This is a genomic window from Nonomuraea turcica (assembly GCF_030718205.1).
In the GTDB taxonomy this organism is placed as follows: Bacteria; Actinomycetota; Actinomycetes; order Streptosporangiales; family Streptosporangiaceae; genus Nonomuraea.
In genome coordinates, this window is record NZ_JAUZQF010000007.1 from 56,141 (window position 1) to 70,830 (window position 14,690).

Below are 14,690 nucleotides of genomic sequence, written 5' to 3' on the forward strand. Positions count from 1 at the left end.
GACCGGCTGGGCGGTCGAGCCTGCCGGGCGGCGGTGCGGGCAGAGGGCCAGACGCGCGCCGGGCACCGCACGTGGTGCCCGGCACGATGACGGTCATGTGGCTATTCGACGGGGATCTGGAAGGCAAGCAGCCCCATGCCGAGGGCGTCGACGACGCGGGGGCCGGCGCGACGGTGGGCGATGTAGGCCACGGTGGCGTCGGCAGGTACCGGCCGGTCCAGCGTCAGCACCAGACCACGGCCGCGTTGCCAGCGTACGGATTCCACGACGGTGCCCGGCACCAGGAAGTCCGCGGCGGCGCCGTCCTCGACGGTCAGCGGGCCGGCCGGGGAGCGGAGTGCCACCGCCAGCTGGTTCGGGTTGCCGTCGACCCGGTGAGCCGCTCTGGGGTTGGGCGGCGCCACCTTCGGGGCCCCCGGGCGGTACAGGTCGTCGAGGAGCATGGCCGCGTTGTGCTCACCTAGGGTGCGATAGCCGTCGATGTAGTGGAAGTGGCAACCGTCGTGGCCGTTGAGGCCGGTCGTCGACACCGCCCGCAGGTTGTCGATGGTGTCCGGCAGCCGCCGTTGGGCGTCACGCAGCGCCACCGGGATGGTTTGGTCGCATGGGGAGCTCCGGACCTGGTGAACGTATACCGGCAAGTCGGCGCCGTAGTCCTGGCGCCAGTCCGCGACCAGCTCGGTGAAGCCGGCGACGTGTACCTCAGCCTTGTCGCGGTCAGCCTCACCCTGGTACCACAGCATGACGTCGATGGCGTCCGGCCCGGTCAGGCCGGCCCGGGCGAGCCGTTGCAACAGCATCCCGTAGCTGGTCGCGCCGTCGGTGGGGTCGCCGTCGTTGCGGGCGAAGTAGCTGATCGGCTGGCCACCACGGGCACCGTTGACGATGGCGATCGGGATGCCGAGCTCGGCCGACATCAGCTGTCCCATCCGGACCGCCCACTGGCCGATCGCCGCGACCCGCTGGACGTTGTCGCCCATGGCGTAGGTCCAGCCGCCCATCGCGGCGGCCAGCCGCGGGGTGTTGTTGTTGGACGTGCCGAAGGTACGTACCCACCGGGACCGGTCCTCCTCCGACGACGTCGAGTTAGCCTGCTGGCCGGCCTGCGCGTTCGACTGCCCCTGCACGACGATGACGTCACCGGCGACGACGTCGAGCGCGCGTCCGATGCGGCGGCTGCCGCCGTCGGAGGTGTGCGCGATGAGTTCCAGGTCGGTCGACGTCAGCGCCACAGGCAGCGAGAGGGTCAACGAGAACCGCGGTGCCGCAGGTGACACGGCTGCCCGTCTGGTCGTCCGCCGGCCGTCGCGGGTGATCCGCAGCTCGACCGCGGTGACGTCAGGGTCCAGTGCCACCCCGCTGACCGGCACAGACACGCTGGTGGCCGTCCGGCCCGGGCGAGAGACGACCTGCCGCGAAACGGGGGCGGTGTCCACCCGGGCCAGCGAGGGCCGGGCGTAGAAGGTGAGCCGCCGGGCGGTGTAATCGCCGGCGTTCGCGGCGGACGTCCAGTCGGGGTTCTCATCCGGGCCGGCGCCGATGCCGACGTCCATCGTCTGCGGTCCGGCGGTGGTGAAGGCGTTGACGGCCAGCACCGGAGTCGCGGTGGCGGCGTCCGCTGACCGCGGACCGCGGGCGTTTGCCGCGTCGGCGAACGCGTGTACCTGGAACGAGCCGTATCCGTTCGCCCACAGGACCGCGTCGTCGGCATCGCGGGCGGTCTCGGACGCTCCCGGTATCTGCCCCGAACCCGTTCCGTCGTACTGGTTGGGCCACATCTCGACCCAGCCCGAGCCGCCGTCGACCTCCTGTACGCCGGGCACGTTGGAGACGACCGTCAGGTCGTCGACGAACTGGTGCCGCGACTGCTCCATGCGGGTCGGCAGGCCCACGGCGTCGGGGTCGCCGCTCAGCGCCTCCATCGAGGTCCACACCCACCTCGTGCCCGCTTCCGTGGTGAGCTCCAGGCAGTAGCCGACCCGGTCGAAACCGCCGGCGACGCCGGCGGTGTCGTCGAGTGTGTACGGAGGGGTAGTGTCCCGCCAGTTCGCGGCGGTGGGCAGGTCGAGCACGCGCACCAGCCGGTAGCTCGCGGCCTCGGCGTCGCAGGACGTCGAATAGGCGTCGGTGGCGGCTGGTGCGGCGGCCGCGATGCCGGGGGCGGAGAGGGTTGCCGCGCCGAATGCCAGGGCAGCGCATCCGGAGACTAACAAGCGGGTATGGAACCGATGTCGGGGCATGGGCAGTCCTCCATGAGATCAGTTGAACGCCTGCCAGGTATCGCGCAACGGCCGCTGCCCGACTCCGGGCTTGGTCCAGTCGCACACGCCTGAGGGGAAGATCTCCAACAGCTGACGGCGCTCGGCCGGGCTGAAGGTCGCCCGGTAGTCGCTCCAGTCGACGGCCTTGCGGTGGCAGGTCACCACGTCGTCGGTCAGCGGAGCGCCGGCTATCAGTCGTGGAGTGGGGTAGGCGGGGAACAGCTGTCCGCACTCTCCGGCGTTGTCCGCGGTGAGCCGTTGAACGATCTTGCGAGGCTCGGCGTCGCGGCTCCAGCAGGCGTCGGTGAGATCACCCGGCTTGTTCCGCACCACCTTTTGGTGCGCGGGCAACCGCGAGTCATCGCCCACGATCGCGGACAGCCACTCCTCCATGCTCGTCAGGGCGTACCGCAGGGTTGGACTGGTGAGGCTGAACCCGCCGAAACGGCTGTCCTCCACGAGGAAGACCTGGTTGTCCGCGTCGCCGTTCGCCGCCTCCAGCCGCGCCCGGGTGGCGTAACCGTGCGTCATCATGTGGATGTCGCCGTTCGCGGCGTCATCGGAGTACGACCGGTAGTCGATGATCGGCGTGCCGGCCAGGCCGGCCCCGCCGAAGAGAATGCGCCCGGTGCGGTGGGCGGCGTCCCTCGCGATCGGGTCCGCCGCGGTGCGCTGCGCCGTCGGCTTGGCGTCGATGTCCAGTCCCCCGATGCCCTGGTTGAGGTCGAGGAACTGCTGTGTGGTGATCGCGCCCGAGTTCAGCGCGGCCAGCCCGTACTGCACCCCCACGTTGTCCAGGGCCCGCCGGGCGAACCCGGTGGCCGGATCGCGTCCGTAGACGTTCACGGTGTGGTCGTAGACGTCCCCGCGCGCTCCACGGGGGTTGGTCTGCGGGTGGTAGCGCAGCTCCGCGGGCAACACCGTGGGGAATTCGGCGACCGGGTCCAGCCGCTTCGCCCCGTCGCTGAGGTTGCGGATGCTCTCCCACCGCCGGAAGCCGGCGACCTGGCGCTGCTGCTCCTGGCTGAACGTGTCCGGCGCGACCTCGGTGAAATAGTGCTCGAGCAACCGGGAGTCGAACAGCGTGAAGTTCGTCGCGGACGTGACGTCGGGGAACGACTGCCCGACCACGATGCCGTCCAGCAGACCCGGGTAGTTGTCCGCGATCTGGTGTCCCTGGTAGGAACCTCCAGAAGAACCCCAGCCGATGGTGAACAGCGGATCGCCGTAGCGCTCGACGAACCGTTCCTTGACCATCATCATGGTCTCTGCCGCGAGCAGGTCGTTGCAGTTGTTGCCGAAGACGTTCAGCGACGCCGACGCGACCGCGTAGCCGCGGCCGAGCATCTGCGGGTCCAGTACACCGCCGGTGTTCGTGCCCTGGGTGTACCAGCCGCGCCGGCAGCCGCCGCCGAAGGTGTAGATGAGCCGGTCGTTCCAGCCGGGGCTGCGCCGGTGGAAGGCGGGTTCTTCCGTCGCCGGGTCGTGCAGCATGGACATCTGGTAGATCGACCGGTTGACCGTGCCGGTCTCGATCCGGATGAGGAACGGGACCGTCTGGCCGGTGAGGGTCGTCGTCCAGGCGAGGTCGTCGGGTCTGGCCGCCGGATCCGGCAGTGGCAGGGTCTTTCCGCTGGTCGACCGGTAGGCGTAGTCGACCCGGGTGGCCACGGAGCAGTCGGCGTCGAGAGGGTCGCCGAGCGTGCCGCCGTCGACCAGGCGGAACCGGTCCGTGGTGCAGACGTACGGCGTTTCGTGCGGACCGCTGATCACCGGCCCGCTGGCCGGATGGTTCGTCAAGACGAGCTGGTCGCGCAGCGGCCCCGCGGTCGCGACAAGGTGGTTGCGTCCGGGCCGCAGCCGATCGACCAGGCCGGTGAAAGCGTGCGCGTTCGCGTCCGCACGGAAGGAGCCGGTGATGTCGGCGCCGTTGAGCGTGAACCGGACCGCGTCCAACGGCTTGCCGCGCGGCACCGCCGCGGTGACGAGCACGTCGCCCGCCGTCACCAGTTCGGGCCTGGCCGACAACGCCACCAGTCGCAGCCTGTCGCTGCCGGCCGCCGCTGCCGGTGCGGCGTAGGGCGCGAGGACCGTGGACGCGGTGACGGCGACCACGGCTAAGACCGCGGCGAGTACGGATCGCGGCGAACGGTATCCAGTGACAGGGCGCATTGCGTGCCTCCGTTTCTCAGGCGTCGGCGGAGTAGACAGCGAACTCGGCCAGCTGTGTGTTGTGACCCGGCTGGGTGGGGTAACGGCCTTCGGTGATGCGCAGCCGTACGTGGCGCGCCCGTGTCGGCGTGACGGCCCTGGTGGCCGCTGCGTTCCTGGCGTCGTCGTCCGTGACCGACAGCACGGTCGTCCACCGTTCGCCGTCCACAGACGTCTGCACGTCGTACGATCGCGGGGCCCAGTTGTCCCGGCCGCTCAACCCCACCGCACGCACCACCGTGGCCAGTCCGAGGTCGACGCCGATGAACTCCGGAGTCTCCGGTGTCGGCGCCTGCCCGGGCGTATGACCGCCGGACACCCAGTACGTCGACGCAGAACCGTCCGTCAGGAACGAAGGCGGATGCTGGTACTGGTAACTCGACGCCCAGACGCGCGGGTACGGGCTACCCGTCGTGTTGACCGCCAGGTTGCGGGAGTGCCGCAGGGTGACGTGCGCCTGCCCTCTTGCCCCGTTCGCCGCCACCGCGTCGATGACGAGGGTTGACGAGCCGGACTCGCGCTGACCGCTCAGGCGTACCAGCGCCGTCGCCGATGACCGTCCGGGTATACGCAGGGGCGGCCGGTCCACCGTCGCCTCGACTCCGTCGTCGGTCGTCACGTCGACCGAGACCGACACCGGTCTGGGCGAGTTGTTGGCGATACGGACGCGTGCCTGGTTGGTGCCGCCGGCGGCCAGCGGCAGTTCCCGCTCGAGGGCCTCCACCGCCAGGGTCGGCTGCCGGGCCTCGCGTGGTGTCAGGCGTACCGGCCCCAGCAACCCGTAATCCTGGCGTGGCCGACCGGCCGCCCCGGTGCCGGGTGCGACCCGGACCGCGTTGACGAGGGTCGACGCGACGCGCACCGTCAAGGTGTTGTCACCGGCCCGCAGATGGCGGCCCACCTCGATGTGCCGGAGATCCTGCGGGCTCCGCGCCGGGATGCGGGTCCCGTTCAGCGTCACGGTGACCGTGTCGACGGCGGTTCCCAGATCCAGGTATGCCGTGCGGACCCCGTCCCACGCCTCGTCGAGGGTGAACGTCGAGGTGTACGTCCCGACCCCGGACACGTCGCCGAGGTCGACGTCGTAGCCGTTCGCCGGCGTGATCGCCGACCACGGCGGCAGCGCTCCACGCTCACCGGCGACCGGTTCAACGGCCGGAAGAGTGGTCTTGGCCGTGTCACCGGGCAGCCCTGATTCACCCCGTGTCCAGCTCTCCACCTGGAGAGTCCAATCGTCGAGTAGCACAGGACCCAACCCGGTATTGCGGGCGACGGTCGGACCGTGTTCGACCGGGGCCGACCACCGGAACGTCTCGTCGTGGCGGGTCGACAGCGCGATGACCGCGGTATCGGATGCCTCCAGGGCGACGTTGACCTCCACGCCGTGCGGTGTCTGCCGATAGTCGGTGAGGGGAGTGATCTCGCCGGTCCAGGTATCCAGCTTGTACGGTCGTCCTTCGCCGGTGAGCGTCAGCCGCTGTTCGGTCGCCCACGACCGCTGGTTGAACAGGTAGTAGTAGTCGGTGGTCGCGTCGGAGCGGCGGACACTCAACACGTCGGCGGACGGCGTCGCGTGCGCGGCGGCCGGCGCTATCCCGAGCCGGGCGAGCAGGTCCGGCACGGCCGCGAGGTCGGCGACCCGGTGCACGCCGGGCCGCGCGGCCAACTGGGCGATCAGCCGACGCAGCTCGGTATCCTGCGCCGCCGCGTCGTGGAAGCCCGGAGTCGCCGAGGGCAGCTCACCGACGAAGACGACCGGCAGTCCGTCGCGTGCCAGGTCGAGCAACCGGCGCGCGGTGTCGACCGCCATCGTCTTCTGGTTCGGGAGGACGATCGCCTGGTATGCGCCGGCCGATGGGAACAGCCGCCCGTCCGACACCTTCGCCGAAGGCATCCGCAGGTGCGCCGGACTGAGGTACTCGTACGTGTAGCCACGTTCTGCCAGCGGCGAGTCGCTCTCCAGGAGAGTCTTCGGTCCGGTGAGCGTGGTGGCCGGCGATCGCAGGCCGAAGTCCTGTAGGTAGAGGGCCACGTCGAAGGTCGGCTTCCCCTGCCGAAGCACCAATTGCAGCCGGGCGAGGTGGTCGTTGATCGCCCGGTAGTCCGGCCAGTTGGGCCCGCCCTTGGCGCCCCATGCCTCGGAGAAGGAGGTGTTGCCCCCATACGACATGCCAGGCCACACCGCCTGGTCGGCTGTGCCCTCCCCCTTGGTCAGGTACGGGTAGCCGTGCCACACCACCTGGGTCACTCCACCCGCGTATCCGCGGTACACCGAGCGCAGGTTGGCCGAGTTCTGCCGGCCTCCGGCGGTCGTCGCCCAGACGCTCTCACGCGCCGCGCAACACTCGCTCGACACGAGCGGGGTGCCGTTCAGATGCGCGCCGACCGACACTAGCCGGTAGGGCTCGATGTTGTCGTAGAACACCAGCGACTCGCCCTCGGGTACGTCGACATGGGTAGCCGCCTGCGGCGTGTCGATGGGTCCGCCGTACGGCTGGCTCCGCAGCGCCATGCCGCGTTCGTTCGCCCATTGGCGCAACGGCACGAGCCGGGAGTCGATGTACAGGTCGTTCCAGGTCTGCCGGTAGTCGGTCCGGATGCGCGCGCCGCTCCCGTCGATGAAGTCGAAGAACGGTGCCGCAGTGAGGCCCGCGGATCCGGCGTCGGTGAGCGCCGGAAGTACGGAGATCGGTGAGTAGCCCCGCCGCCGCTCCCACTGGTCGGCGAAGTCCCACGTCCACTTCTGCGAGGTCCCGAGTTCGAGCGAGTCCTCGAAGAGGTCGACACTGCCGACGGCGTCGAGCGCCTCCCGCACCGGCGGGGTGAGAATCGACGAGTCGTAGAACTGCGTCGTCGCCCGGACTCCCTGTTCGCTGAGGTGGTCGAGGACGTAGTTCGGTCTGGTCGTGGTGAAGTTGTTGCGAAGCTGGCCGTCGCCGGTCTGGAAGAAGCCGATCAGCACATAAGTGTCCCCGGCGTCGCCCGGCACGTCGAGGCTCAGCGTGCCGTCGTCGCCGACGCTGTCGGTGAGGTCCCGCACGCTGTCGCGATGGAGCATCCGTGGACCGCTGCCCTGGCGGTCGCAGGCCGCGTCCGCGCACTGGGCGAGCAGCACGGCGATCGGGGTGCGCCGCGCACCGCCCGGGGGTTGCGGGCTGTAGTTGGCCGGCAGGGCGCCGCCGTATCTCGTACCGCCCTTGACGAAGGCGTGCGAGAACACCAACTGTTGCGACGCCCGTGGATCGTTGACATCGGTCACCGTGGGGACGATCGCCGGCCATCGTGGACTGATGGTGAAGTCCAGGGCCAGATCGAGCCGGCCGGCGGTCTCCAGCATGCTCTGGACCTTCTGTGCCCAGCGCGGCGAGCCCCAGCCGTACTCCGCCAGGAACTCGGGGTCGAAGGCCTTCGGACCGGTGGCGGTGGTCGTGGCGACCTCCGCGCCGCCGGCGCCGACGGCCTTGATGTCGGCGAGCTCAGCGCGTAGCTGCTCGTCCTCTGTGAAGGCCATCGGCATCCACCAGCGATACTTCGGACGCGCCGTCGAGGGTGGATCGGCGAATGTCCCGGCGGTCAACCTCGGCACGGATCCGGCGAGCGCCGCCGACGCCGACGCGGCGTGCGAGGGAGGCGGGGCAGTCGGTGCGATGGCGAGCGGGATGCCGGCGAGCGCCGCCGCGAGGAGCGCAACAGCGACTACGCGGCGGCGACGCTCACCGGACATCACCGTCTCCGATCTGCTCGCCGGCCGGCACGAGGGCGTTCATCGGCAGGTGAGCTGTGAGGCCGGGGACGCCGTTGGTGTTGCTGGTGTGCAGCAAGGACACCTCGTCGGTGCTCAGCGCGCGGTCGTAGACACGGAACTCGTCCATGCTGCCGTGGAACCGGTTCGCCCCGTCCAGCCGCTGCCCCAGGTAGATGGGCGTGGGATCGTCGCCGCTGACCGCCCCGGCGGCACCGGACGCGGCGCTGACCTGGACACCGTCCACGAACAACGCGACGGTGTCCGCTTGGCGACGCAGCACGACGTGGTGCCAGGCGTCATCGGCGTACGCGCCGGCGGAGGTGACGCCGGCCGACCCCGTGGCGGTGGTCACCGTGCCACGGATCCGGTTGTCGCCGGGTTCGGCGCTCAGTCGCACCTCGGGTTCGCCGTTGATGCCGTACGCCCAGAACAGTGCCTGGTCCTTGCTGGTGTCGCCGTACTTGATCCACGTCGACACGGTGAAGTCACCCGTACCCAGGACCGACGCGGTCCGGAAGGGCAGCTGCGCCCGGCCGCGTTCCCCGTCGAAGCTGAACGCCCGGCCGTACCGGCCCGCGGTGGTGGTGACGCCGTCGAACACCAGCGCCGACCCGCCCGGCACGTCCGGAGTAGTGGACGGGGTGTGCAGGTCGCGGTCGTTGAGCCGGACGAAGGCGATCTCCGAGCGGTAGTCGGTGGCGCCGCGCTCATAGAGCAGCCCGACATCACCGCCCGGCAGTTCCACCATGTCGGCGTAGCCGCCGTAACAGGCGCATTCCTCCACTGTGGCGCTGCGGTCATTGGTTCCGTACACCTGGACGCCCTCGTCGGTCGAGTCGAGCGGGGTGTCGACGGACTGCCAGCTCAGCCCTTCGTCGAACGACGAGCGGATGGTCGGCCTGATCCTCGGCTCCGTGTTCACCGACGGCGCCATGGTGAGGATCCGGTTGTATGCGTCACCTTCGTCGGTGGCCACCAGCCGCAACGACGAGGACTGGATGTGCGGTGCCTCGAACCCGGGCCGCAGCGTGAAGTCGCTGTGGTACGTCGCCCCGCCGTCCTTGCTGATCGCCACCGCCCGGTGTGGGCGGACGTTCGAGTCGGCCTCCTCCTCGGGCGTGCCACCGGTCCAGTTCTGCCTGGCCCACACCATGATGTCGCCGTTGACGAGCTCCACCAGGCTGAGTTCCTGCGGGATCAGCTGGCGGTCCATGCCGTAGAAAGCGTTGGCACCCCGGTGCCAGGTGACGCCGGCGTCATCGCTGTAGACCAGCATCGCGCCGGCCCCCTCGCCGGAGTTGTAGTTGACGCCCGCGATCAGCCGGCCGACGTGCGCGCCGCGGGTGAGCTGGATGGCGTGCACCGGGCCGGTCGCGTAGTGGCCCCAGGACGGATCGTCCAGCTCGGGCAGCGGGCGTGGAGCAGCCCACGTCAGTCCGTTGTCGTCGCTGTGCAGGACGTACGGGGTCCGCGGCGCGGTCCGGTGGTTGGTCCCGGGTTTGGCCGGATCCACCGGGTTGTGTGTTCCCAGCAGCACGATGCGGCCGTCCGGCGCGTCGACCGCCGGAGCACCCGGCAGCTGCCGGTACACCACCGGGCCGGGATTGCCGCGGGTCGCCGGCGCCACTGGGTCCCCTGGTTCGCCGCGCACCACGGTCTGCGCCGGCTGCCATTCGGTGGCGCCGGCGGGCAGACGGCGGACAACCGTCTCGATGTTGGATTTGTCCGCACACGTGTGGAACCGGTGCTCGGCGAAGGCCAGCAGCGAGCCGTCCACCGCCAGGACGATCGACGGAATCCGGTAGCACCCGGAGGGCACGTTCGGGCTGGAGAACAGCACGGTGGTCTTCGACTCGAACGGGTCGACCGCCGCCGCAGCAGCTTGGACAGGTGTCAGTGCCGCCGCCACGCTGAGCCCGAGGGCGAGCAGCACTGCCCGGTGCTTGGGTTTGCGATGAGTGATCACGGTCGCCGCTCCTCTTTCTCATGGCGATGAGGGTTCTGGTGGAGAAGGAGGATCAGGCGCCGGGTGGGATGACGGCGTCCATCGGCAGGTGTGCGGTGCGGCCGTGAATGCCGTTGGTGTCGCCGGTGCGCAGCCGGGTCAGCTCGGCGGTGCTCAGCGCACGGTCGTAGATTCGGAACTCGTCCATGCTGCCGTGGAACCGGTTCGCCCCGTCGAGGCCCTGTCCGAGGTATATCGGTGCGGGGTCGTCGCCGGTGACGGCACCGCCGGCCCCGGACGCGACCCCGGCCTGTGCACCGTCGACGAACAGGGTGACCGTGTCGCCCTGCCTGCGCAGCGCCACGTGATGCCACGCGCCGTCGGCGTAAGCGCCGGCGGACATGACGGCCACCGATCCGCCGGCGGCGTTCACCATGCCACGGATACGGTCACTGCCCGGCTCGGCCCGCAACCACACCTTCGCCTCGCCGTCCTGGCCGTACGCCGAGACGATGACCTGGTCCTTGGAATCGTCGTCGTGCCTGACCCAGGTCGACACGGTGAAATCGCCCGAACCCAGCACCGGCGCGGTCCGGTACGGCAACTGCACCCGACCCCGCTGCCCATCGAAGGCCAGCGCCTGGCCGTACACGCCGCGGGTGGTCGTGACACCCTCGAACACCAGCGCCGACCGGCCCGGCACGTCCGGAGTGGTGGACGGGGTGTGCAGGTCGCGGTCGTCGAGTACGACGAACGCGATCTCCGCACGGTAGTCGGTGGTCCCGGCGCAGGTCCGGGTGGACCAGCAACCGGACCTGGTCCGTTCGTAGAGCAGCCCGACATGGCCGTTGGGTAGTTCCACCATGTCCGAGTAACCGCCGTAGCAGGCGCAGTCCTCGACGGAGATGTCGCGGTTGTTGTCGCCCCACACCTGGACGCCTTCGTCGCTCGAGCGGGCGGGGGTGTCGACGGTCTGCCAGCTGAGCCCCTCGTCGAACGTCGAGCGGATGGTCATCCGGCTCCGCGGGTCCACGTTCACCGATGCCGCGGACGTGAGGATCCGGTTGTACCGGTCCCCTTCGTCGGTGGCCCGCAGCCGCAATGCCGCCGACTGGACTGGCGGTGCCTCGAATCCGCGCAGCAGCGTGAAGCCACTGTCGTATGTCTGGCCGCCGTCCTTGCTGATGGCGTACGCCCGGTGCGGGCGGATGTCCGGGTCGGCCTCTTCCTCGTCGGTGCCGCCGCTCCAGTTCTGCCTGGCCCACACGAAAATGTCACCGTTGGCTTGTTCAACCAGGCTCATCTCCTGCGGGATCAGTTGCCGGCCCAGCGGATAGTCCACCCGCGCGCCCCGCTGCCAGATCACGCCGCCGTCATCGCTGTAGACGAGCATGGCACCGCGGACGCCCGGGGGGACATAGTTGACGCCTGCCACCAGCCGCCCGGCGTGGGCGCCGCGAGTGAGCTGGATGGCGTGCACCGGACCTGTCGCGTAGTGACCCCAGGCCGGGTCGTCCAGCTCCTCCAGGGTGCGTGGCTGGCTCCAGGTCACCCCGTTGTCGTCGCTGTACACCATGTACGGGGTACGTGGGGCACCCCCGTGGCTCTGGCCGGGAGTGGCCGGGTCCACCGGGTTGTGCGTGCCCAGCAGCACGATCCGGCCGTCCGGGGCGCCGGCCGCCGGAGCGCCCGGCAGGTGCCGGTACACCACCGGCGCGGCGTTGCCGCGGGTCGCCGGCGCCTGGGGATTGTCAGGCTCGCCCCGCACGACCGTCTGCTCCGGCAGCCACCGTGTGGCACCGGGCGGCAGCCGCCTGACCACCGTCTCGATGTTGGACTTGTCGGCGCAGCTGTTGAGCCGGTGCTCGGCGAAGGCCAGCAACGACCCGTCCACCGCGCGGACGATCGCCGGAATCCGGTGACACCCGGTCGGCACGTTCGGGTCGGAGAACACCACCATTGTCTTCGCCCGGAATGGGTCGGCCGTCGTCTCGATGACGTCGGCCGCGACGGGTGCTGCCGTCATCGGCATCACCACCGCCGCCGCGCCGGCTAAAGCGGCTAACCTCGATACCCGGTGTCGGAGTCTGCGATGAGTTGTCACGATCGTCGTTCCTCTCCTCATGGGGGGTCACGAGTCGGTGCGGTGCTTGGCGACCGCGGACGCGAACAGCTCGTGCCGCGCGGCACGGTCGTCCTCGGTGGTGATTCCGCGGTGCGGGGCGCTGAGGTCCAGATAGGTGGGTGGGGTCGCGTCGTAGAGCGCCCATCGCGTCACGGCCTCGCGCATCTGCCCGAGCGCATCACCGTACGCGGGGTCGTCGAGGAGGTCAGTCAGCTCGTGCGGGTCGGCGGCCAGGTCGAAGAAGGACTCTCCGGCCGTCTCGGACCACAGCAGCTTGTACCGCTCGGTGCGGGCCATGCCCCCGGCGCCCAGCCGGCGGCGGGTCTCGGCGAAGACACAGTCGTGCCCGGCCACCGGGTCGGCCAGGTCACGACCGGGCAGCGGTGACGCCGGCTGCACGCCGCAGCTCGCCAGGATCGTCGGGGCGACGTCGACCAGCGAGACAAGCGCGTCGGCGACATCGCCGGGCCGCCGCCCGCCCGGAAACTTGACCAGCAGCGGCACCTTCACCACAGGGTCGTACATCGGCCCGTCCTTGAGGAGCAGGTGGTGGAAGCCGAGGTACTCTCCGTGGTCGGCGGTGAAGATGATGAGGGTGTCGTCGTAGAGCCCGCGCTCCCGCAGCAGGTCGAGCATCAGGCCCACCTGGTGGTCCAGCTGCGTGATGGTGGCGTAGTAGAGCGCCATGACCCGTTGCAGCAGCGGCCGCGTCAGCGATTCGTAGTCGAAGTACTCCCGTCGGTGGCGGCGGTCGCCTTCCGGAATCGTGTCCGTCCAGCCCGGTAACGGGGTCAGCGTCGCCGGGTCGTACAGGTCGTCCCAGCCCGCGGGCGGGTCGAACGGGTGATGCGGCTTGATGAACGACACGTGCAGCAACTGACCGGTGCCGCCGGACCAGCCGGCCAGCACGGTCCGCGCCCGTTCGCCGATCCAGGTGGTGGAGTGCCACTGTTCCGGCAGGTTCGACCTTCCGCTGCCGAAGGTCTCCCAGTACGACCGGGATGCCTGCGCGCGGAATTCCTGCTCCTGGTCGACGAGGTCGGTCACCGGCGCCAGCCCGGCCGCGGCCAGCTCCCGGTGGTAGTCGTCGTCGTACCGGCCGGGCCCGTCCTGCTCGGCGAGCTCCATGCGGTCGTAGCCGACGTCAAGGTAGGTCGGCGTGAAGTGCATCTTGCCGACCGCCGCCGTCCGGTACCCGGCCCGGCGTAACGCCCGCGGGAACGTGTCGATGCCGGGCGCGAGAGTGCAACGATTCGTCCAACCACCATGCTGGCGCACGTGCAGGCCGGACAGCAGCGAGTACCGGGATGGGGTGCAGACCGGGAACGGGCAGAACGCGTTGCTGTATCGGACGCCGTCGGCGGCCAGCCGGTCCAGGTTGGGGGTACGCACGTCCGGGTTGCCGGCGACGCCGAGGCAGTCCGCCCGGAACTGGTCGGCCTGGATGACCAGAACATTGGGCATCAGTGGATCTCGTCGCCGAATCCGAGCCGGGTCACCTCGGCGCGCAACCCGGCCAGCTCATGCGAACCGGGCGACACCAGCGGCTGGCGGCATGGTCCGCAGTCGACGGCGAACAAGGAGCCGAGCGCTTTGAAGCCGGCCAGCTCGCCACCGTACCGCCCGGCGATTTCGATGACCTGCTGCGCCTGGAGTTGGAGCCGTTGCGCGGCCGCCAGGTCTCCTCCGGCGGCATGGTCGAGCATCTGACGGAACAGCGGGCCGGCGAAGTTGTACACCGACCCGATGGCGGCTCGTGCCCCCCACTGCCAGGCGGCGAGCGCCAGGTTGGCCACGCCGACGTAGATCTCCTGTTCCTCCCCCGCCAGGTGCAGGCAGCGTTGCAGGTCGACCATGTCGTTGTGGGCGAACTTGACCCCGGCGAAGGTCGGGATCCTCTCCCGCGCGGCCAGCAGAACGTCGCTGGCACGCAGGTTCACTCCGGTCGCCGAGGGGATGTGGTAGTAGGTGAACGGCAGCGTCGGGGCGGCGTCCGCGATGGCCGCGCAGGCATCGACCAGCGCAACCACTGTGTTGGGACGATGGAAGTACGGGGGGACCGCGGAGATCGCCTTCACCCCCAGCGATTCCGCGTGCGCCGCCAGCCGGCCGGCCTCGGTGACGCTCGCGTGTCCCACATGGACGAGGACGTCCAGCCGGCCGGCCGCGACCTCGCACCACCGCTCGGCCAGCGCCATCCGCTCGGCGGTGGACATGGACGCTCCTTCGCCGGCGGTGCCGCCGACGAACGCCGCCGGCGACCCCCACGCGACCAGCGCGTCCGCCTGCTTCGCGACGATGTCGAGGGCGAGTCCGCCAGCCTCGTCGAACGGGGTGAACACGGCGGTGAGCAGCGCCATGTCCGGTCCGTCGGTGCAGTAGCCCAAGCGGGTCATGCGGTTC

7 protein-coding genes are annotated in these 14,690 nt (G+C 70.1%); all 7 read right to left on the reverse strand.

Features of this window, described 5'->3' with window-relative positions:
* Positions 1-101 precede the first annotated feature (101 nt).
* A complete protein-coding gene (locus tag Q9G87_RS19350) occupies positions 102-2,213 on the reverse strand; it encodes a sialate O-acetylesterase (protein ID WP_305917785.1) in 2,112 nt (703 codons plus the stop codon).
* Positions 2,214-2,258: 45 nt separating this feature from the next.
* Entirely contained in the window at positions 2,259-4,433 is a 2,175-nt protein-coding gene (locus Q9G87_RS19355) for a DUF6351 family protein (protein WP_305917786.1), read from the reverse strand.
* Between the two features lie 16 nt (positions 4,434-4,449).
* Complete coding sequence (locus Q9G87_RS19360) at positions 4,450-8,196, reverse strand: glycosyl hydrolase (protein WP_305917787.1); 3,747 nt, start codon at positions 8,194-8,196, stop codon at positions 4,450-4,452.
* Positions 8,186-10,183, reverse strand: a complete 1,998-nt coding sequence (locus tag Q9G87_RS19365; RefSeq protein WP_305917788.1) for a sialidase family protein — start codon at positions 10,181-10,183, stop codon at positions 8,186-8,188. Before Q9G87_RS19365 ends, Q9G87_RS19360 begins: the two co-directional genes overlap by 11 nt.
* 52 nt (positions 10,184-10,235) lie before the next feature.
* The gene (locus Q9G87_RS19370; RefSeq protein ID WP_305917789.1) at positions 10,236-12,188 is read right to left on the reverse strand and encodes a sialidase family protein; all 1,953 of its coding nucleotides are present in this window, start codon (positions 12,186-12,188) and stop codon (positions 10,236-10,238) included.
* A gap of 105 nt (positions 12,189-12,293) precedes the next feature.
* Positions 12,294-13,751, reverse strand: coding sequence for a sulfatase-like hydrolase/transferase (locus tag Q9G87_RS19375; RefSeq protein WP_305917790.1), 1,458 nt, complete (start codon positions 13,749-13,751; stop codon positions 12,294-12,296).
* Positions 13,751-14,683 (reverse strand): dihydrodipicolinate synthase family protein, encoded by a 933-nt coding sequence (locus Q9G87_RS19380; protein WP_305917791.1) that lies wholly within the window; start codon positions 14,681-14,683, stop codon positions 13,751-13,753. Before Q9G87_RS19380 ends, Q9G87_RS19375 begins: the two co-directional genes overlap by 1 nt.
* Positions 14,684-14,690: the final 7 nt, after the last annotated feature.

Excerpts from the sequence above, each read along its gene's own strand:
- Q9G87_RS19355 (WP_305917786.1), bottom strand. The coding sequence starts at position 4,433 with ATGCGCCCTGTCACTGGATACCGTTCGCCGCGATCCGTACTCGCCGCG.
- Q9G87_RS19360 (WP_305917787.1), bottom strand. The coding sequence starts at position 8,196 with ATGTCCGGTGAGCGTCGCCGCCGCGTAGTCGCTGTTGCGCTCCTCGCG.
- Q9G87_RS19370 (WP_305917789.1), bottom strand. The coding sequence starts at position 12,188 with ATGACGGCAGCACCCGTCGCGGCCGACGTCATCGAGACGACGGCCGAC.
- Q9G87_RS19375 (WP_305917790.1), bottom strand. The coding sequence starts at position 13,751 with ATGCCCAATGTTCTGGTCATCCAGGCCGACCAGTTCCGGGCGGACTGC.
- Q9G87_RS19380 (WP_305917791.1), bottom strand. The coding sequence starts at position 14,683 with ATGACCCGCTTGGGCTACTGCACCGACGGACCGGACATGGCGCTGCTC.